We start from the raw sequence: 19,494 nt of genomic DNA on the forward strand, positions 1-19,494 counted from the left end.
TCTCAAATCTTGAACTCGGCCACCAGTGGCAAATGGTCGGACATGCGCCACCAGGCACGTCCGCGTGGCACTTGCAAGCCCAGAGGCTGCAAGCCGCGCACATAAACATGGTCTAACTGCACTATTGGCAAGCGGGCAGGATAGGTAAAAGCCCGGTGGGGTACAGCCTCTTCGTATTCGTGCAAACCTTGGCCTGCCAGCATCCGCTTGATCTGCTGGCCCCAGTCGTTAAAGTCTCCGGCCACTACCAGCGGGCTACCTCCGGGCACCTCGCGCTCCATAAACGCATGCAGTCGGTGTATCTGTCGTATCCGGCTGCCCGGAATCAGCCCCAAATGCACCACAATCACATGCACAGCAGCACCCTGTATTTCCAATTCCACATGCAGCAGCCCGCGCTGCTCAAAACGGTGGTCTGAAATATCTTCGTGTTGGTGCCCCAGCACCGGCCAGCGGGTGAGCAAAGCATTGCCATGCTCGCCGTGGCGGGTGACGGCATTGGTGCGGTACACCGCTGCATAGCCCTCTGGAGCCAAAAAATCCGCCTGTGGCAGAGCGGGCCAGTGCGCAAAAAACTGCGCCTCGCGCCGGTGCAACTTACGCACCTCTTGCAGGCAAATGATGTCGGCATCCAGTTGGGCCACCGCCTCGCCCAGATTGTGGATTTCTAGACGCCGTGTGGGGCCCAGACCTTGTACGCCTTTGTGGATGTTGTAGGTAGCGATGCGCAGCGTGTTGCTGGCCCGTTGGCCCAAGGCTGTGGTAAAGCTGTGCATAGCGGGTTCTCCCATAGACGCCAAAACCAGCGGTTAACCGGGTGTGCGCACGGCATCCGTACGTGTGGGCACAGCGGGTGGCAATGTTTTGGCCTGCAAGGCCCGCACCTGCACCACCAAATGGTTGTGTGCATCCAGAAAAGCGGCGGCAATCACCTTGCCCTCGTTGGTATTGCTCCAGCCCATCCCTGCACCGCCACCCAACTGGCCCAGTATCAGCCCACCCACCCCCAAGTCGGTGGCCCGTGCAGCACCAGTTGCAGCCGCTACTTGCTCGGTGGTTTCGTTGTCTGATAGCAGCAGCGCGGTCTGAGCCTCTTTGAATTTGACCTGCTCAGCCAGCCCTAGCAACCCGGCCATCTCGCGCAGCACCGGAATCAAGGCCAAAATGCCTACCAGCCCCCGCCCCGCATCTTGCTCACTAAAGGTCAGACTCGGTGTCAGAGTGTATTGCGCCTCATAACCACGCCCCTTAGCCACCGTAGAGCCCTCTTTGCGCAGCACGCCAGCCTCTTTGAGCTCTTGCTCTTGCACGGTGGCCCGCAGCCCAGCGCCCCGGTCTACCACCCTAAAACAGCCGCTTTGCTGCGCCAGCAATTTCACCAGCGGCACCGGCGAGGCCGGAAGATGACCACTCGAACCCATCACATAGCCATGCGCATTCTCGGCCAGTGCCACGGTAGCTACGGGTGCATCGCAGCGCAGCAATTCGCGGGCTGCGCCTTGGGCACCCTGCGGGCCAGCCGACCCAGTGACCACCGATCCGCCTTGGCCTAATTCTGTTTTCTTCTCACCGCAGCCACCCAATCCTATACAAGCCCACAGCAGCACCACCGTGCCCCGCATCATCTTGTGCATGGTTTTATTCCTCACTGAAGAAATCGGAGTCAATGCGTTTCAATTCGTAGGATTTCCAGGTGGAAACGCCAACGCCATGTTCAATCATCAACTGTGCCAGACGCTCCCCATCCATCAAGATCACCCGCACATGCAACGATTTGACGTATTCCCGCGCCTCCTGACTGAACCGTGAGGTGGTGATGAACACCCCACGATTGGCCTGACGGCCTGCCAAGGCACCCACAAACTGCTGGATGTCGGGCCGCCCCACGGTCTGATGCGTCCAGCGTTTAGCCTGTAGGTAAATGATGTCTAGCCCCAGTTTGTCTTGGTTGATAAAGCCATCCACCCCCCCATCACTGCCCTGTTGCAACGCCAGCCCTTGCCCTCCTGTGCCGCCATAGCCCATAGCCAGTAACAACTCTACAACCAGCCGTTCAAAAAACTTCCAAGAGTTGATTTTGATACGTTCCAGAATTTCTGCGGCCAAAGTGGAGTTCACCGCTTTGCGCAGCCGCTCAAACTGTTCCTCGGGGGGCTCTTGAATCGCGTGGGTGTCATCCGATTTTTCTTTGCCAGAAGATGCCGAGGTGTTGATCTGTTCTTTTTTCCAAGCGCGGTAGCCATCACGGGCTTTGAAGAAAAACCCCTCTGCGCCCAGCGTCAGGGCTTGCTCTCCCAAGAGCGTCAAAGTCCAGACCCCCTTGGATTTGAGCAGATAACCGGATTTCACCGCATCCACCGAAAAAAACTGCACATACATCCTCCAACGGGGCAACCCATTGCTTTCAATCTCCTCCAAGGCCCATTTGTCCAGCGGAACATGGGCGGCAATCGCATCAAAGATATCTGCCGCCTTCATCGTTTTGCCACCGTCGCGCAAGATGCTCATGGCCGCATACATGACCTTGCTGGCCAATGCGTGGGATTTAGAGAGTGGCTTGGTCACGTACATCGCTCCTGAGCATGAAAAAAGGGCGCCAAAGGCGCCCTGTCATTCTGCCGGCCTGCACACAGGCCCGCACTACGGGGTTTAGCCCGCCTTCACCGCATCGGGGTTGCGCAAACGGATGTGCAGCTCGCGCAGTTGTTTCTCGTCCACCGGGCTGGGTGCTTGGGTCAGCAAGTCTTGGGCGCGCTGGGTCTTGGGGAAGGCAATCACATCGCGGATGGATTCTGCGCCGGTCATCAAGGTGATCAGACGATCCAAACCGAAGGCCAAGCCGCCATGTGGGGGCGCACCGTATTGCAATGCATCGAGCAGGTAGCCAAACTTGGCGCGGGCGTCTTCGGGGCTGATATTGAGGGCCGCAAACACCTTGCTTTGCACATCAGCACGGTGGATACGCACCGAGCCACCGCCCAACTCCCAACCATTGAGCACCATGTCGTAGGCTTTAGCCAAACAAGCACCGGGGTCGGTGTCCATCAGGTCTTCGTGGCCGTCTTTGGGGCTGGTGAAGGGGTGGTGTACGGCTGTCCAGCGGTTTTCTTCCTCGTCGTGCTCAAACATCGGGAAGTCCACCACCCACAGCGGAGCCCAGCGGTCTTCAAACAGGCCGTTTTTCTTGCCAAATTCGCTGTGGCCCACCTTCAGGCGCAGTGCGCCGATGGAGTCGTTGACCACTTTTTCTTTGTCGGCACCAAAGAACAGCAAATCGCCATCTTGTGCGCCGGTGCGCTTGAGGATTTCAGCCAAAGCGGCATCGTGCAGGTTCTTGACGATGGGCGATTGCAGACCCTCGCGGCCCTTGGCCACTTCATTGACCTTGATCCAAGCCAAGCCCTTGGCACCGTAAATTTTGACGAATTCAGTGTATTGGTCAATTTCGCCGCGCGAGATTTGGGCGCCACCGGGCACGCGCAGAGCCACCACACGGCCACCCTTGGTGGTGGCGGGGGTAGAGAACACCTTGAAGTCCACATCCTTCATGACTTCGGTCAGCTCGGTAAATTCGAGCTTGACGCGCAGGTCGGGCTTGTCCGAGCCAAAGCGGTGGGCCGCTTCTTGATAGCTCATGATAGGGAACTCGCCCAAATCGACATTCAACTGCTGCTTGAATACTTCGGTAATCATGCGCTGGAACAGGGCGCGGATTTCTTCTTCGTCCAAAAACGAAGTCTCGCAGTCGATCTGTGTGAACTCGGGTTGGCGGTCGGCACGCAGGTCTTCGTCGCGGAAGCACTTGGTAATTTGGTAATAACGGTCGTAGCCCGCCACCATCAGCATCTGCTTGTAGAGCTGGGGCGATTGGGGCAGGGCAAAAAACTGGCCGTCATGCACCCGGCTGGGCACCAAGTAGTCGCGCGCACCTTCGGGCGTGCTCTTGCCCAGCATTGGGGTCTCGATGTCGATAAAGCCTTCTTTGTCCAAGAAGTTGCGCACTTGGATGGCGGTTTTGTAGCGCAGCATCATGTTGCGCTGCATATAGGGGCGGCGCAAGTCCAGCACGCGGTGTGTCAGGCGGGTGGTTTCCGACAGATTGTCTTCGTCAATCTGGAACGGAGGCGTGACAGACGGGTTGAGCACGTTCAACTCGTGGCACAGCACCTCGATTTTGCCGCTTTTCAGGTTGTCGTTGGTGGTGCCTTCAGGGCGAGCGCGCACCAAACCTTTGATTTGCACGCAAAACTCGTTGCGAATGCTCTCGGCGGTTTGGAACATCTCAGGGCGGTCGGGGTCGCACACCACCTGCACATAGCCTTCGCGGTCGCGCAGGTCGATAAAAATCACACCACCGTGGTCGCGGCGGCGGTTAACCCAGCCCGACAAAGTAACGGTTTGGCCCAACAGGGCTTCGGTCACAAGACCGCAATAGTGGGAGCGCATGGCCATGACAAAACTTCCGGCGCCGTTGCAGGCGCGTTAAGGGTTAGGGGGGAGCTGGGCAGCAGCCACCGCCAAGGGATCGACGGGGGTTACCACCCCCATAGAGACGATGTAGCGCAGCGCGGCATCGACGCTCATTTCCAGCTCGACGCATTCGCTCTTGCGCACCATCACGAAATAGCCGCCCGTGGGGTTGGGCGTGGTAGGCACATACACGCTAACAAACTCATCACGCAGGTAGGTGGCTACCTCACCGCTGGGAGCCCCCGTGATGAAGCCCAGCGTCCAAACACCCTCGCGCGGCCATTGCACCAGCACCGCCGTGCGAAAGGCATTGCCGCTCTCAGAAAACAGGGTGTCAGACACCTGTTTGACACTGGAGTAAATGGAGCGTACCACCGGAATGCGGTGCACTACGGCGTCGCCCCACTGCACCAACTTGCGCCCAGCAAAGTTGCTGGCAAACGCACCCACGGTGAGCAAAATCAACAGCGTGAGCAGCACACCAAAACCGGGCAGGTGAAAGCCCAACAGCCGGTCGGGGTGCCAAGCCTGCGGCAGGATCAGCAGCGTCTGATCGAGCAGACCCACAATCCAGTTGAGCACCGACAGGGTGATCGCTCCGGGAACAATCACCAACAGGCCGGTGAACAGCCATTTGCGCAAGGCAGACATGGGCGTGAACTCAGGCTTTGGGGGTAGGGCTGGTGCTGCTGGTGGCGCTGTCTGCTGCGGGGGCAGGCTTGGCCGCCTCGGGGCTGGTGTTGGACGCTGCAACATCCGTGCTGCTGGTGGCCGTTTTATCCGATGTGGCGGGTGCAGTGGTGCCACCACTGCCGCCTCGGAAATCGGTCACATACCAACCAGACCCCTTGAGCTGAAAGCCCGCAGCCGTGACCTGTTTGGTAAAGGCTTCAGCGCCACAAGCGGGGCACTGGGTGAGGGGCGCATCGGACATTTTTTGCAGCACATCCTTGGCATGGCCACAGGAGCCGCATTTGTAGGCGTAAATAGGCATATTTTGGGCCTGGACTGAAAGTGCAAAGCTTTCAATTATAGGCTGCCCTCTTGACGGCGCTATGCCTGCGCGCTAACCGTGCCACCCTTTAGGTGGCAGGGCTGCCCTGATAGTGTGGTACATGGCCCTTATGGTCGGGAATGAACTGTGGCAACAAGGAGCCAAGCAGCATCCCGACCAGTGCGGCCAGCACCCCTGCCAATTGCTGTGGAAACGCCTCCGACAGCATGGGGCTGGCTACAAACAACAACCAGACCCCCAACCCCAACACCACCGCCAGCAACGCCCCTTGGGTGGTAGCGCGTTGCCAGTAAAGGCCAAATACCAGTGGTACAAAAGCCCCTACCAACGGCACTTGGTAGGCCCCTGACACCATCTCATAGATGGATGTGCCTTGCATGGTGATGGCATAGGTGAGCACACAGCCAGTAAACACCAGCACCGATATCCGCATGGCCTTGAGTGTGAGCGCATCGCTCATGTCAGGGCGCAAATTGCGCAGGATGTTTTCCACAAAGGTGGTCGATGGGGCCAACAACGTGGCCGAGGCTGTAGACATGATGGCCGATAGCAGCGCACCAAAAAAAGCAATTTGCAAGACCAGTGGCATGCGCTCCATCACCAGTGTGGGCAACACCTTCTGCGGATCGTCTTGCAACAAGGTGCGTGCGGTATCGGGCATGATCAGCACGGCAGCCGTGACCACAAACATCGGAATAAAGGCAAACAGCAAATAGAGCACACCGCCAATCACGGGGCCAATGCGGGCCGTTTGGGCACTGTCAGACGACATGACGCGTTGAAACACATCTTGCTGTGGAATAGACCCCAGCATCATGGTGATGGCCGAAGCGATAAAAAAGCTCCACTCCTTAAAGCCACCGTCTTGCGGAAAGAACTGGAACTTGCCCTCGCGCGCGGCAAAGTCCACTACTTTGTTGGCACCTCCAGCCAAATCGGCGGCAAACCACGCAATGGCCACCAATCCGATAGCAATGACAATCATCTGCACAAAATCGGTCAGGGCTACCGACCACATACCACCGTACAGGGTGTACACCAACACCACCAAAGTGCCTACCACCATCCCCACAGTGATCGACATGGCGCCCTGTGTGAGCAGGTTAAATACCAGCCCCAGTGCAGCAATCTGTGCCCCCACCCAGCCCAAATAGCTGAAGATGATGATGACGGAACACACCACCTCAACTGCACGGCCATACCGTTGGCGGTAGTAGTCACCCAAGGTAATCAGATTCTTTTGGTACAGCTTGTAGGCAAAAAACAGCCCCACCAACACCAAACACATGGAGGCACCAAACGGGTCTTCGACCACTGCGCCCAGCCCCTGATCGACAAACCGGGCGGACACGCCCAGCACCGTCTCTGAGCCAAACCAAGTGGCAAAGGTGGTTGCAATGACTACCGCCAGTGGCAGGCTGCGGCCCGCCACGGCATAGTCTGCCGTGTTGTGTACCTTGGTGGCGGCAAACAGGCCCACGGCAATGGAGGCCAGCAAATACAGAACGATAAAAGTAATCAGCATGGGCAGCTCCGCCATCCCGAGTGGTGAAAAATGCCGCGCATTATCCGGGCAAGAGGGTTAAAACAGCTGCACACGCACCACCAGTTGCATCACCAACAGGCCCAGCACAAAACCGCCGCCACCATAGAGCAGTGCCTGCAACAATCGGTTGGTGCGGCGTTGCTCTTGGAGTAGTTCTTGTAGTTCGCTGGGGGCCGAGGTGCCAGAGCGACGGTGCAGTTGTTCGTACAACAGGCGCGGCAGCGCAGGCAGCAGCTTGGCGTAATGGGGCGCTTGTGCGCGCAATTCTTGCCATAGGCGTTGTGGCCCCATCTGGTCGAGCATCCACTTTTCCAAAAAGGGCTTGGCAGTGCTCCACAAATCCAAGTCGGGATCAAGCTGGCGGCCTAGGCCTTCGATGTTGAGCAGTGTTTTTTGCAACAGCACCAGTTGTGGCTGGATTTCGACATTGAAGCGCCGCGAGGTCTGGAACAGCCGCATCAACACCATGCCCAGGGATATCTCACGCAGGGGGCGGTCAAAATAAGGCTCGCACACCGTGCGAATGGCCGCCTCTAGGTCATTCACACGCGTCTCTGGAGGCACCCAGCCACTCTCAATGTGCAACTCGGCCACGCGCTTGTAATCGCGTCGGAAAAATGCCGTGAAGTTTTGCGCAAGGTATTCTTTGTCGATCTCGGTGAGGGAGCCGACAATGCCAAAGTCTAAAGAGATGTAGCGCCCCAGCGTTTCGGGGGCCAAGCTGACTTGGATATTGCCGGGGTGCATGTCGGCGTGGAAAAAACCATCGCGAAACACCTGGGTAAAGAAAATGGTCACGCCATCGCGCGCCAGCTTGGGAATATCCACCCCAGCCTCGCGCAGTTTGTCTACTTGGCTAATGGGCACGCCATGCATGCGCTCCATCACCATGACTTCGGGGTGGCAAAAATCCCAGTAAATCTCGGGGATGAGCACCAAATCCAGGCCATCCATATTGCGCCGCAGTTGTGCGGCGTTGGCGGCTTCGCGCACCAAATCCAGTTCGTCGTGCAGATAGTTGTCAAACTCGGCCACCACTTCGCGTGGTTTGAGGCGCTTGCCATCGCTGGACAGGCTCTCTAGCCAGCCCGCCATCATGCGCATCAGCCCCAGGTCTTTGTCGATCACGGGCAACATGCCGGGGCGTAGCACCTTGACGGCCACCTCATGCAGTTGGCCTTGTCGGTCGCGCAGCGTGGCAAAGTGCACTTGGGCAATGGAGGCACTGGCCACTGGCACCTGCTCAAACGAGACAAAAACCTGCCCCACGGGTTTGCCAAAGGCCCGTTCAATGGTGGCTACTGCCACTTTGGAGTCGAACGGTGGCACCCGGTCTTGCAACAGCGCCAGCTCATCGGCAATATCCGGTGGCAGCAGGTCGCGTCGGGTGGAGAGGACTTGACCAAACTTCACAAAGATCGGCCCTAGCCGCTCCAACGCCTCGCGCAGGCGCTGACCGCGCGGTGCGCGCAGATCGCGTCCGATGGAGATGATGCGTGCCAGCAGATGCAGCCAACGGTGTTGGAAGCTGTTGAGCACCAGCTCATCTAGGCCATAACGCAAGGCCACCCAGACGATGGTGGCACCACGAAGCAGTCGGTTCATGGGATGGTGCGGTCGTCCGACCACACTGGGGCCGCTCCAGGGGCATGGGCGGAGGATTCCATGCCTTGGGCTGCAGCCATGCGGCTGCCCACAAATTGGCGTAGCGCCTGTGTCAGCCAGCGCATGGCATCAGACAGGGTGCGTGCAGGCACATCACCAATGACGCGGGCCAGGTCTTCTTCGATGTCCCAGCGCAGGTTGTCCGACAGCCACTGGATGTCACCGGCAAATTGCACATCGCCATCAATGCGCACGGCAGGACGCTCACCACGCAAGGCCAATTGGGCCAGTCCTAGCGGAGAGTCTTGCATCACTTCGAGGCGCAAATCGGGGGTGACGGCTTCGTCAGCAGTGTCAAACAGACCTGCCGGAGTGACTTGCAGGGCAATAAAAAAGTGGCGCCATTGCACTTGAACAATACGCCCATGCTGGCGCTCTAGGCGCTCCATGGCCGCAGGTTCCTGTTGCAGCACATGGTTGAGCAGCAGCACGGCGCGGTGCTGCACCTCATGTACCAGCCACGGTGGAGGGACAAGCCCAGGGGCAATGCGCTCGAACACGCTGCCAAGAATGGAAAAAGGGGACTGTGTTGCCATAGTCCCCGATTATTCCTGAAGCGCGCCCAGCGTTGGGCGGGTGTTGTTATTGCAGGGCTTGCACGCCTGCAACCAACCAGCCGCTGCTACCGGTCTTGGGCTTGGTCATGTTCCAGACTTCGCGGAAGGGGTTGGGCCCGGCCGAGGCTTCTTCACGGATCATGCCCGAGAACTCAACGCTGGCCATGTAGGCATCGCCCAGATCCTCAATGCCCAACAGTTGGGCTTCGAGCATCACCACATCGGTTTGGTTGGGGTGTTGCTCGCCACGGTGCGATTCACGTTCGGCCAGTTGGCTGCGAATTTCTGCCAACATGCTGTCGGTCATCATAGAGCGCAGAGTGGACACGTCGGAGCGATCCCAGGCCGCTTGCAAGGTAATGAAGTTGCGTTTGGCCGCTTCGACAAAACCTGCTGCATCAAAACCATCAGGAACGCCCCAGTTTTGTGATCCTGCCAGTGCAGAGCCAATCATGGAGCCACCAGAGCGGCTGTTCTCGAAAGACATGCTGTTGCGCTCCCAAGGGCGGGCAGAGGCGTCGTTGCCTACTTTGTCCGGGCTGTAGTCGCGCAGCACTGGGGCATTGGCAGGTGAGCCAGCCCCGGCCCCTTGGAAAGCAAACGGTGAGGCACTGGTGCCGTTGGCTGTTTGGCGCTTACGCAACACCATCGCGACCACGGCCAAGATAGCAATGCCCACCAAGGCAAAGAGTAAAAACTGGGCCAGTCCCTCGCCAAAGCCCAGCGAGTGGGCCAGCCAAGCCAGCCCCAGCCCGGCGGCCAAGCCACCCAACATGGCACCCCAAGGTTTTTTGGGGGCTGCTGCCGCAGCGGCGGGTGCGGCGTTGGCTGGGCGTGGTGCGGCTTGGTTGAAGTTTTGTGTGGGGGCGCCGGGCGCGGCTTCGCGTTGGGTCACATTGCTCGACTGCTGCCCTACCGATTTGCCACCACCCAGGCGCTTGGCCTCGGCCTCGGGGTGGGCCACGATTACCATGATTGCCAGCAACAGGGCGGGCCAGAGTTTTTTCATTGCTATGTTCTCCTTGGGTTCAACACTTGATGCCAACATGCAGTGCCACTACCCCACCGGTGAGGTTGTGGTAGTCCACATGGCCGAAGCCGGCCTCATGCATCATGGCTTTGAGTTCTTGCTGGCCGGGGTGCATACGGATGGATTCGGCCAGATAGCGGTAGCTGTCGGCATCCCCCGCAATCAACTGCCCCAGTTTGGGTAGTACATTGAACGAATACCAGTCGTAGGCTTTACTCAGAGGTTGGGCCACCTTAGAAAACTCCAGCACCAACAATTTGCCACCGGGTTTGAGCACGCGGCACATCTCGGCCAGTGCCTCGTCTTTGTGCGTCATGTTGCGCAGGCCAAAGGCCACACTGACCACATCAAAGTGTTCGTCGGGAAAGGGCAGTTGCTCGGCATCGCAGACCAGTGTGGGCAGGGCCACACCTTCGTCCAGCAGACGGTTGCGGCCCACGCGCAACATGGCTTCGTTGATGTCGGTGTGCACCACACGGCCGCTTTGACCTACCTTTTTGGCAAAGGCCAGTGCCAAATCGCCAGTGCCTCCGGCAATGTCCAACACCTGACTGCCTTCACGCAGGTTAGCCACCATGACGGTATAGGCTTTCCAGAGGCGGTGCAGGCCCGCCGACATCAGGTCGTTCATCAGGTCGTATTTGGGCGCGACCGAATCGAACACACTGCGCACACGCTGTGCCTTCTCGCGCTCGTCAACCGACTGAAATCCGAAATGGGTGGTACTCATGGTGCTGATGCTATCTGCTGTGGCGACAACCCTGCAAGGTTTCCGGGTATGGCGCCGGGGTGTTGGAGAAAGAGGAAACTTTACTGGCTGGCACAGCCGCTGCCCTCTGCGCGGGGGCTGCCGCGAACAGGCATGGGTGTGTCCCGATCCAGTCCGGCAGCCGCCAGTCGTTGCAGGTACTGTTGCCAGATATCTTGTTGTTGCTGGCCCAATTGGTAGAGGTATTCCCAAGTAAAAATGCCGCTGCTGTGACCATCAGAAAAAGTAGGTTGCACCGCGTAATGGCCTACTGGATCGAGTGCCAAGAGGGTCACATCCCGTTTGCCCGTTTGCAGTGTTTCTTGTCCGGGGCCATGACCTTGCACCTCGGCAGAAGGGGATGCCACGCGCATCAACTCGAATGGGATGCGAAATACCGCGCTATCGGAGAATGCCACTTCCAGCACGCGCGAGGTTTCATGTACCGTGAGGGCTTGGGGTCTGGGTGCATCGGGTTTCAGAGCTGCCATGAAATATCACCTGAGAGAAAACGAAAATCGTTGAAACAAATGCCTGTTCACGCCCCAAGACTGGGGCCAGGCTCCGTCATAGGAGGAGGTGCCGTGGTTCATCCGCAGATTCGAGAGGGCGATCTTTTAGACCAGGATGTAGACGTGATTGTCAATGCCTGGAACCGGAACATCATTCCTTGGTGGCTGTTGGTGCCCCAAGGCGTATCGGGCGCTATCAAACGCCGTGCAGGCTACCAGCCTTTTCGAGAGTTGGGCCGTCTGGGGGCTATTCCACTGGGGGGGGCCGTGCAAACCTCGGCAGGCCGTTTGCCGTACAAAGCCATCATCCATGTGGCAGGCATCAGCATGTGGTGGCGTTCGTCCCAGTATTCGATTCAGCAATCGGTTCATTCGGTCATGGCATTGGTAAACCAGCAGCAGTTTCGCTCTGTGGCTTTTCCGGTCATTGGGGCGGGTACGGGTGGGTTTGGTGAGCAGGGAGCGTTGGCATTGATGGTGCAGGCCTTGGCCTCTGTGGAGTCTGGCGCTACCGTGGTTGTGGTTCGTTTCCGCAGCAAGGCGGCCCCCACCGGGTGTTAAGCGCCCATGAAAAAGGCCGGCATGGAGCCGGCCTGTGGGGTGTGCAGCTTCAGGGCTTGCTGGCTTCGGCACCAGCGGCAGGGCCAGGGATGGCAAACTTGGCACCACCTGCGTTGGCCATGTAGGCCACGGCGCGCCCAATTTCGATATCGTTGAATTCGCCTCCGCCTTGGGCGCCCATCGCACCCTTGCCCTTCAGGGCCGATTGCAGCAGTGCATCAAATCCGGCGCCAATGCGTGGCCCCCAAGCGCCGGCATCGGCAAACTTGGGCGCGCCCACAGTGCCCGCAGCGTGGCAGGCAGAGCATTGGGCTTTGTAGACATCTTCGCCGCTGCGCAGTGCTTTGTTTGCTTCACGGATAGCCACAGAGCCCACTTTTTGGATGCGGCTGGCTACGCCCTGCTCGCTGTTGTCTAGGCGGCCTTTGGGTTCGGTGGGATTGGTCTTGACATAGGCCGTGGCGACCAGTCCGACCACCACGGCAATCGGCAGCACGAGCGTCAGCATGACGGAAGACAGCGACCCTCGGGAGCGGTTGGGGTGTTTTTTGTGGGGATTGGCGCGCATGACGTCCTCGCAAAGATCGGGGGGTAGGTGGACTGAAAAATAACCCCGGATTATATGGGTGCATCCCCACGGCCTTGGCACAACCAGCACCAATGGGGCCATATCTTGCGCTAGGACAGGCGCAGCCATGCGATAATGCGCGAGTCGGCCTTGTGCCGTGCCAGCGGCTGTAGCTCAGTGGATAGAGTATTGGCCTCCGAAGCCAAGGGTCGTGGGTTCGATCCCCGCCAGCCGCACCATTTCTTTCCAGCCCTTCGGGCTGGTGCATGTATCACCCCGTTGTTGCCTCGGGGGTCAGCTCAGACGCCACTCGGTTGCGTCCTGATTTTTTGGCTTGATACAGCCATTCGTCTGCCAACTCTACGGCCTTGTCTTTGCTCTGATCGGCCACGCCCACCTCTTGCGCACCCATGCTGATGGTGATTTGCCCTACCGGCTCGATGGGGGTGTTGGCTACGGTTTGGCGGATTTTTTCTGCCACCAATAAGGCTTGGGGTAAGCGGGTCATGGGCAAGAGGGCCATGAATTCTTCTCCGCCTACACGCCCCACCAAATCCACATCCCGCACCGACTGGCGCAAAACTTGGGCCACCCGCTGCAACACGATGTCGCCTGTGGCATGACCATAGTTGTCATTGATTTTTTTGAAAAAATCAATATCCAGCATCAACACGCTATAAGGTTCGTGGCCGCGCTGGAAGCGGACAAACTCTTCTTCTAGCCGTTCGTAGGTTTGGCGGCGGTTGGGCAGGCCGGTCAGGGTATCGGTGCGGGCCTGTTTGTCTAGCTCCACATTCAGCCGTTGCAGTTCGGCCGTGCGTTCGGCCACTTTGGCTTCCAAACGGTGATTGCTTTGGGCCAGAGAGTCTTTTTGCGCTGCCAGGGTCGAATACATGCCTTGCAAGGCATGAGACAGGCGCTGTAGCTCTAGGGCATCAAAATCGCCATCGAACAATACATTCTCTTCACCGTGTTGAATGCGGTGGGCAATGCGGGTCAGGTGCTCCAATGGGCGGCTCATGTGGTTGGCCCCTATCCATGCCAGCAACAAAAATGCCATACCGGCTAGCCCAGTGGCCCACAGAATGACTTGCTGCAAAGCCCGCACATCGGTTAACACGGTCTGTTCTGGTTGGCGTGCCACCACGCGCCACTCCAAGGGTGTAGAGGGTACGGGGTTTTTGATGGCTGCGCTGGCTGTGAGGTACCAGTTGTCTGGTGCTTGCCCCCAGCTGTGAAAGTGGCCTGACTGGGTGTGGCGCAACTGCTCTGGTGTGGGCACTTTGAGTTGTGCGGGGATATTTTCTGGATAGATGACTTCGTTGTTGCGGTTGACAATGAACAAGTCCAAAGCCAGTTCTTCGGCGTTGTGCGGCCTGACCGCTTGCAGCACATCACCCGCCCAATGCCAATGGGCATGGGATGCCAGTACGCCACGCAGCGCACCTGCATCGTCATAAACGGGGGCTGCAAAATCAATAAAGCGAATCGGCTGCCCTTGTGCTTGCTCTTGCAGCAATTTGGCTAAGAGCAGGGCTTCATGCAAATCCCCAGTAAAAATCCCGTGGCGGCCCTGTTGAAACCACGGGCGCTGTGCCACGCTGGCGCCAAGCAGGTGATCAGAGGTGGCGGCCCGCACCTGACCATCGGTATCGGTCAGGCCAATCCAAGAATAATGCGGATAAGATTTTTTCAGGCGCTCCAAGCTGGGACGAAACTCGGGGCTGTCGAGTGGGGCGCGGCGGTAGAGCGTGGTTTGTGCCAGCAGCTCGATCTCGCGGCGGCGCTCGACCAAGTTTTCGGCAATGACTGTGGCGGCTGAATTGGCCAAGGCGTTGAGGTATTCACGCCGATCATGCAACAGTTGCTCACGGTACACCTCGCTCACATAGAGGTAGGTTGGCAGACCTACCAGTAATGACAATAAGCCAAAGAGCGCCGCCATCCGGCTACGAAATGAGCGTGGTATCAATTCTGAAAGCATGGCATGGCGTGACTTGCGCTGCGTACACTATGGAGGGTGTAGAGAAAAGGGGCTCCGTTGTTTGGGCGGGGTGGTGCAATGGTAGGCCATTCCGCAGTGGGTGCTGCCTGTTTGCATGTGGATATGGGGGTGGGTGTTGCGCAGGGATGGCGTGGATTTTTCTTGCATCCAGTCATGTGCAAGCGCACGCTAGAGCCTAGAATTTGCCCGCGCGAGTCTCCGCGTAAAGGACATGGAATGAAATCTGTACAACACGAGATTGATGAGCGGACTAACCTCACCAGCTCCAACAAGTTCGAGCTGCTGCTGTTTCGTCTGGGGACTGACAGCGCCTTGGGTCAGTCAGAGCTGTTTGGCATCAATGTGTTCAAGATCCGCGAGATTGTGGCCATGCCCAGCATTACGCCCATTGCTGGGGGAACGGCTCACTCGCTTGGGGTGGTGAACTTGCGTGGCCAGGTGATTCCGGTGTTGGATTTGCCTGCCATTGTGGGCTGCAAACCTGCTACCGGGCTGAACATCATGTTGGTGACTGAGTTTGCCCGTACCACCCAAGCGTTTGCTGTGGAGTCGGTAGAAGACATTGTGCGCTTAGACTGGAACCAAGTGCTGTCTGCCGAGAGCAGTGGCGCTGCGGGCAAATTGGTGACCAGCATTGCCCGGCTGGATGGCAATACCGATGGCACACGCTTGGCCCAGGTGCTGGATGTGGAAGCCATTTTGCAAATGGTCACGCCCAACGAGCAAGCCTCCCAAGAGTCGCAAAAACCACGTTCTCAACTCAATATCAAAAACGGCACCATCATTTTGGCTGCCGATGACTCTTTTGTGGCGCGTACCTTGATTGAGCAGGAGTTGCAGCATCTGCATGCACCCTACGAGATGCTCAAGACGGGCAAGGAAGCTTGGGAGCGTTTACAGGCACTGGCCGATCAGGCCCATGCTGAAGGTAAAACCATCATGGACAAGGTTTGCTTGGTGCTGACCGATCTGGAAATGCCCGAGATGGACGGCTTTACCCTGACGCGCAATATCAAGGGCGATGCCCGTTTTAAGGGGCTGCCGGTAGTGATTCATTCTTCGCTGTCGGGATCGGCCAATGAAGACCATGTGCGCGGCGTGGGTGCCGATGGTTATGTGGCTAAGTTTTCTGCTGAAGATTTGGCCGCCACCTTGCACGCGGTGCTACCCGCGAAGGCCAAATAAAGGCCGTTGGGTTTTATGGGAGAATCGAGGCTTCGATTTCTCCTTTTTCAGTGCAAGAAAGATGCCTCGGTTATGACACCGCGAACGACAACCAAGGAGTTGGTTTCTGCCCGTTGAGGGGCGGCAGTTCGCGCCTGCACCGATTTTTCTTTCTTGTTTTCAGCGCGGCCCCAGAGCCGCGTTTTTTATTTTTCCATTGCCCCATGTTGAACATCACGCTCCCAGACGGCTCGCAACGTCAATTTCCCGGCCCGGTCACGGTGGCCGAAGTCGCCGCATCGATTGGCACTGGTCTGGCCAAGGCGGCACTGGCGGGCAAAATTGGTGACAAGGTGGTGGATACCAGCTACCAAATCACCCAAGACAGTTCTTTGGCTATTGTCACGGCCAAAGATGCCGATGGTCTGGAGGTGATTCGCCACTCCACCGCTCACTTGTTGGCCTATGCGGTCAAGGCGTTGTTCCCCGAAGCGCAAGTCACGATTGGCCCGGTAGTAGAAAACGGCTTTTATTACGATTTTTCGTATAAGCGCCCCTTTACTCCTGAAGATCTGGCCGCTATCGAAAAGAAGATGAGCGAGCTGGCCAACAAGGATGAGCCGGTGGTGCGCCGCGTGTTGCCACGCGACGAAGCGGTGGCTTATTTCAAGGGCTTGGGCGAAAACTACAAAGCCGAGCTGATTGCCAGCATCCCCAGCAATGAGGATGTGAGCTTGTACCGCGAGGGCGATTTTGAAGACCTGTGCCGTGGCCCGCACGTCCCGAGCACTGGCAAACTGAAGCATTTCAAGCTGATGAAGGTGGCTGGCGCTTACTGGCGCGGCGACCACCGCAACGAGATGCTGCAACGTATCTATGGCACAGCCTGGACGACCAAAGACGAGTTGCAACAGTACCTGACCCGCCTAGAAGAGGCTGAAAAACGCGATCACCGCAAATTGGGCCGCGAGCTGGACTTGTTCCACATGGATGAGCACGCCCCCGGTTTGGTGTTTTGGCACCCCAAGGGCTGGACGCTGTGGCAAGAGGTGGAGCAGTACATGCGCACCGTCTATCGCCAAAATGGCTACCAAGAAGTGAAAGGCCCACAAATCTTGGAAAAGACGCTGTGGGAAAAAACCGGCCATTGGGACAAGTACCGCGACAACATGTTTGTCACGGAATCGGAAAAGCGTGATTACGCCCTCAAACCGATGAACTGCCCCGGCCACATTCTGATTTTTAAGCAAGGCATCAAGAGCTACCGCGACTTGCCGCTGCGCTATGGTGAGTTTGGGCAGTGCCACCGCAACGAGCCTTCGGGCGGTTTGCACGGCATTATGCGTGTGCGCGGTTTTACACAAGACGATGGTCACATCTTCTGCACCGAAGACCAAATTTTGCCCGAGTGCGACACCTTTACCAAGGTGCTCAAGCAGGTGTATGCCGATTTTGGCTTTACCAACATCTTGTACAAAGTCTCGACCCGTCCAGCAGCGCGCATTGGCTCTGATGAACTGTGGGACAAGGCCGAACAGGCGCTGATGGACAGCCTGCGCCATTCGGGTTGCGAGTTTGTGATTTCGGAAGGCGATGGTGCCTTTTATGGCCCCAAGATCGAATACACGCTCAAAGACGCGATTGGCCGCGAATGGCAATGCGGCACGATTCAGGTGGACTTTAACCTGAGCGAGCGCCTCGATGCAGAATACGTAGCCGAAGACGGCACGCGCAAGCGCCCTGTGATTTTGCACCGCGCCATTGTGGGCAGCTTGGAGCGTTTCATTGGCATTTTGATTGAGGAGCACGCTGGTGCCTTGCCTACTTGGCTGGCCCCTGTGCAGGTGGCGGTGCTCAACATCACCGATGATCAGGCAGATTACTGCCGTGAAGTAGCCGCTCGCTTGCAAAAAGCATTGCCTCAACACCCCTTGCGTGTAGCGATGGATCTTCGTAATGAAAAGATTACGTATAAAATACGCGAGCATTCCATGCAGAAGTTGCCGTTCATTCTTGTCGCAGGCGACAAAGAACGCGCAGCCGGTACAGTCGCAGTGCGTGCTCGGGGCAATAAAGACCTGGGTGTCATGTCGGTTGATGCGTTCATTGAACTCATTACCCAGACGGTTGTCGCTAAACAGTGATTTTTGATCAAATCGCGGCGTGGCGCTTGCTGACTGCTTAAAAGCAGCTACGCTTTTCGTAGCATTTTGATTGAAGGTGATAGCCATAGCTACTGAATTTCGTGATCGTCGCCAGCGTGAAGAGCGCAAGCACCGCCTCAACCGTGAAATCATGGCCCCTGAGGTGCGTCTGTCTGGCCCTGACAATGAGCCCCTGGGTGTCGTCAGCCTGATGGAAGCCCTGCGCATGGCGGGTGAGTTGGATGTGGACTTGGTAGAAATTGCCGCCACGGCCAATCCGCCGGTGTGCCGCCTGATGGACTATGGCAAGTTCAAGTACCAAGAGCAAAAGCGTGCTGCTGAAGCCAAAGCTAAGCAGACGGTCATCGAGATCAAGGAAGTCAAGTTCCGCCCTGGCACCGATGACGGCGACTACAACATCAAGCTGCGCAACATCCGCCGCTTTTTGGCCGATGGTGACAAGTGCAAAATCACGCTGCGTTTCCGTGGCCGCGAAATCACCCACCAAGAACTGGGCTTGGCCTTGCTCAATCGCTTGCGCGATGATCTGGCCGATACCATTTTGGTAGAGCAGTTTCCGCGCCTGGAAGGCCGCCAGATGATCATGATGATTGCTCCGGCACGCAAAAAATCCGGTGGCGGCAAGTCTGCCACTGAGAGTGCAGCCCACACCGCAGAAGGCGCACATTAAACCCAACAGCCCGCAGCAGCCCCTAAAGCTGGTGTGGACTTACTGGGGGCTGTTATGCAGCCCCTTGCGGCAGGCTTTGGCCTGCCAATAAAAGTGGCTCGGGGCCAACAAGTTTGCAAGTCCGTTTGCAAACGCCTCACGAGCACAAACAAAGGAGCATTCACATGCCCAAGATGAAGACCAAGAGCAGCGCCAAGAAGCGCTTTCGCGTTCGTCCCGGTGGTACCGTCAAGCGCGGCCACGCCTTCAAGCGTCACATTTTGACCAAGAAGACCACCAAGAACAAGCGCCAGTTGCGTGGCGTAGCAGCCGTTCATGAGACCAACATGGGTCACATGGCACAAATGCTGCCCAAGTGCGGCTTGTAATTTACTGACGAACAAGGAGTACATACATGCCTCGCGTCAAACGTGGTGTAACGGCCCATGCCCGTCACAAAAAAGTTCTGAATCTGGCCAAGGGTTTCCGTGGTCGTCGTGGTAACGTCTATCGCATCGCCAAACAGGCGGTGATGAAGGCTGGCCAATACGCCTACCGTGACCGCCGTGCCAAGAAGCGCGTGTTCCGCCAACTGTGGATTGCCCGTATCAACGCCGGTGCGCGTGAACTGGGTCTGACCTACAGCCAGTTCGCCAACGGCCTGAAGAAGGCTGCCATCGAAATCGACCGCAAGGTGCTGGCTGATCTGGCCGTGCACGACAAGGCCGCCTTTGGCGCCATCGTGGAACAAGTCAAGGCCAAGCTGGCTGCTTGAGTTTCACAGCCGTAGCTACTGCCCGCAGTAGCTGTGAGCGCACTAACCACAAGGGCTAGAGCTT

The 19,494-nt window shown here is 57.7% G+C and carries 20 protein-coding genes and 1 tRNA gene; 7 read left to right on the plus strand and 14 right to left on the minus strand.

Going from position 1 to position 19,494, the window contains the following annotated elements:
• Positions 1 to 2: 2 nt before the first annotated feature.
• The 12 genes from ACFO6X_RS02295 to ACFO6X_RS02350 all read right to left on the minus strand — a co-directional run bounded on the left by ACFO6X_RS02295 (position 3) and on the right by ACFO6X_RS02350 (position 11,522).
• Positions 3 to 776 carry an endonuclease/exonuclease/phosphatase family protein gene (locus ACFO6X_RS02295; protein WP_382429635.1) on the minus strand — a complete coding sequence of 258 codons (774 nt, stop codon included), beginning with the start codon at positions 774 to 776 and terminating at the stop codon, positions 3 to 5.
• A gap of 33 nt (positions 777 to 809) precedes the next feature.
• Positions 810 to 1,634 (minus strand): CsgG/HfaB family protein, encoded by an 825-nt coding sequence (locus ACFO6X_RS02300; RefSeq protein WP_382429637.1) that lies wholly within the window; start codon positions 1,632 to 1,634, stop codon positions 810 to 812.
• A gap of 4 nt (positions 1,635 to 1,638) precedes the next feature.
• Entirely contained in the window at positions 1,639 to 2,565 is a 927-nt protein-coding gene (locus tag ACFO6X_RS02305) for a restriction endonuclease (protein ID WP_382429639.1), read from the minus strand.
• An 84-nt stretch (positions 2,566 to 2,649) separates the two neighbouring features.
• On the minus strand, positions 2,650 to 4,452 hold the full coding sequence (gene aspS / locus ACFO6X_RS02310; protein ID WP_382429641.1) for an aspartate--tRNA ligase: 1,803 nt from the start codon (positions 4,450 to 4,452) through the stop codon (positions 2,650 to 2,652).
• A gap of 30 nt (positions 4,453 to 4,482) precedes the next feature.
• A complete protein-coding gene (locus ACFO6X_RS02315) occupies positions 4,483 to 5,121 on the minus strand; it encodes a DUF502 domain-containing protein (RefSeq protein ID WP_382429643.1) in 639 nt (212 codons plus the stop codon).
• A gap of 10 nt (positions 5,122 to 5,131) precedes the next feature.
• Positions 5,132 to 5,464, minus strand: coding sequence for an FmdB family zinc ribbon protein (locus ACFO6X_RS02320; RefSeq protein ID WP_382429645.1), 333 nt, complete (start codon positions 5,462 to 5,464; stop codon positions 5,132 to 5,134).
• An 88-nt stretch (positions 5,465 to 5,552) separates the two neighbouring features.
• Positions 5,553 to 7,010 (minus strand): high affinity choline transporter 1, encoded by a 1,458-nt coding sequence (locus ACFO6X_RS02325; protein ID WP_382429647.1) that lies wholly within the window; start codon positions 7,008 to 7,010, stop codon positions 5,553 to 5,555.
• 57 nt (positions 7,011 to 7,067) lie between these two features.
• Positions 7,068 to 8,636, minus strand: coding sequence for a ubiquinone biosynthesis regulatory protein kinase UbiB (gene ubiB / locus ACFO6X_RS02330; RefSeq protein WP_382429649.1), 1,569 nt, complete (start codon positions 8,634 to 8,636; stop codon positions 7,068 to 7,070).
• Positions 8,633 to 9,232 carry a ubiquinone biosynthesis accessory factor UbiJ gene (locus ACFO6X_RS02335; RefSeq protein ID WP_382429651.1) on the minus strand — a complete coding sequence of 200 codons (600 nt, stop codon included), beginning with the start codon at positions 9,230 to 9,232 and terminating at the stop codon, positions 8,633 to 8,635. Before ACFO6X_RS02335 ends, ubiB begins: the two co-directional genes overlap by 4 nt.
• Before the next feature lie 46 nt (positions 9,233 to 9,278).
• Complete coding sequence (locus ACFO6X_RS02340) at positions 9,279 to 10,262, minus strand: Tim44 domain-containing protein (RefSeq protein ID WP_382429653.1); 984 nt, start codon at positions 10,260 to 10,262, stop codon at positions 9,279 to 9,281.
• A gap of 19 nt (positions 10,263 to 10,281) precedes the next feature.
• On the minus strand, positions 10,282 to 11,013 hold the full coding sequence (gene ubiE / locus ACFO6X_RS02345) for a bifunctional demethylmenaquinone methyltransferase/2-methoxy-6-polyprenyl-1,4-benzoquinol methylase UbiE (RefSeq protein WP_382429655.1): 732 nt from the start codon (positions 11,011 to 11,013) through the stop codon (positions 10,282 to 10,284).
• Positions 11,014 to 11,093: 80 nt separating this feature from the next.
• Positions 11,094 to 11,522 carry a gamma-butyrobetaine hydroxylase family protein gene (locus ACFO6X_RS02350; RefSeq protein ID WP_382429657.1) on the minus strand — a complete coding sequence of 143 codons (429 nt, stop codon included), beginning with the start codon at positions 11,520 to 11,522 and terminating at the stop codon, positions 11,094 to 11,096.
• Positions 11,523 to 11,615: 93 nt separating this feature from the next.
• On the opposite strand from ACFO6X_RS02350, the gene ACFO6X_RS02355 reads away from it, so the two are divergent.
• Positions 11,616 to 12,104, plus strand: a complete 489-nt coding sequence (locus ACFO6X_RS02355; RefSeq protein WP_382429659.1) for a macro domain-containing protein — start codon at positions 11,616 to 11,618, stop codon at positions 12,102 to 12,104.
• Between the two features lie 49 nt (positions 12,105 to 12,153).
• On the opposite strand, the gene ACFO6X_RS02360 is transcribed toward ACFO6X_RS02355, so the two are convergent.
• Positions 12,154 to 12,672 carry a c-type cytochrome gene (locus tag ACFO6X_RS02360; protein ID WP_382429661.1) on the minus strand — a complete coding sequence of 173 codons (519 nt, stop codon included), beginning with the start codon at positions 12,670 to 12,672 and terminating at the stop codon, positions 12,154 to 12,156.
• Between the two features lie 163 nt (positions 12,673 to 12,835).
• Here ACFO6X_RS02360 and ACFO6X_RS02365 point away from each other — a divergent pair.
• Positions 12,836 to 12,911, plus strand: a tRNA-Arg gene (locus ACFO6X_RS02365).
• Between the two features lie 32 nt (positions 12,912 to 12,943).
• Here ACFO6X_RS02365 and ACFO6X_RS02370 read toward each other — a convergent pair.
• Positions 12,944 to 14,656 carry a sensor domain-containing diguanylate cyclase gene (locus ACFO6X_RS02370; protein ID WP_382429663.1) on the minus strand — a complete coding sequence of 571 codons (1,713 nt, stop codon included), beginning with the start codon at positions 14,654 to 14,656 and terminating at the stop codon, positions 12,944 to 12,946.
• Positions 14,657 to 14,893: 237 nt separating this feature from the next.
• Here ACFO6X_RS02370 and ACFO6X_RS02375 point away from each other — a divergent pair, with 237 nt between their 5' ends.
• The 5 genes from ACFO6X_RS02375 (at position 14,894) to rplT (ending at position 19,430) form a co-directional block, all read left to right on the plus strand.
• Positions 14,894 to 15,862 (plus strand): chemotaxis protein, encoded by a 969-nt coding sequence (locus ACFO6X_RS02375; protein ID WP_382429665.1) that lies wholly within the window; start codon positions 14,894 to 14,896, stop codon positions 15,860 to 15,862.
• A 203-nt stretch (positions 15,863 to 16,065) separates the two neighbouring features.
• The gene (gene thrS / locus ACFO6X_RS02380) at positions 16,066 to 17,985 is read left to right on the plus strand and encodes a threonine--tRNA ligase (protein WP_382429667.1); all 1,920 of its coding nucleotides are present in this window, start codon (positions 16,066 to 16,068) and stop codon (positions 17,983 to 17,985) included.
• A gap of 76 nt (positions 17,986 to 18,061) precedes the next feature.
• Positions 18,062 to 18,676: a translation initiation factor IF-3 gene (gene infC / locus ACFO6X_RS02385; RefSeq protein WP_382429793.1), complete on the plus strand. Its 615-nt coding sequence runs from the start codon at positions 18,062 to 18,064 to the stop codon at positions 18,674 to 18,676.
• 164 nt (positions 18,677 to 18,840) lie between these two features.
• Positions 18,841 to 19,044, plus strand: a complete 204-nt coding sequence (gene rpmI / locus ACFO6X_RS02390; protein ID WP_091454045.1) for a 50S ribosomal protein L35 — start codon at positions 18,841 to 18,843, stop codon at positions 19,042 to 19,044.
• A 26-nt stretch (positions 19,045 to 19,070) separates the two neighbouring features.
• The gene (gene rplT, locus ACFO6X_RS02395) at positions 19,071 to 19,430 is read left to right on the plus strand and encodes a 50S ribosomal protein L20 (RefSeq protein ID WP_382429670.1); all 360 of its coding nucleotides are present in this window, start codon (positions 19,071 to 19,073) and stop codon (positions 19,428 to 19,430) included.
• Positions 19,431 to 19,494 lie beyond the last annotated feature (64 nt).

The organism is Giesbergeria sinuosa, from assembly GCF_042652905.1.
Lineage (GTDB): Bacteria > Pseudomonadota > Gammaproteobacteria > Burkholderiales > Burkholderiaceae_C > Simplicispira > Simplicispira sinuosa.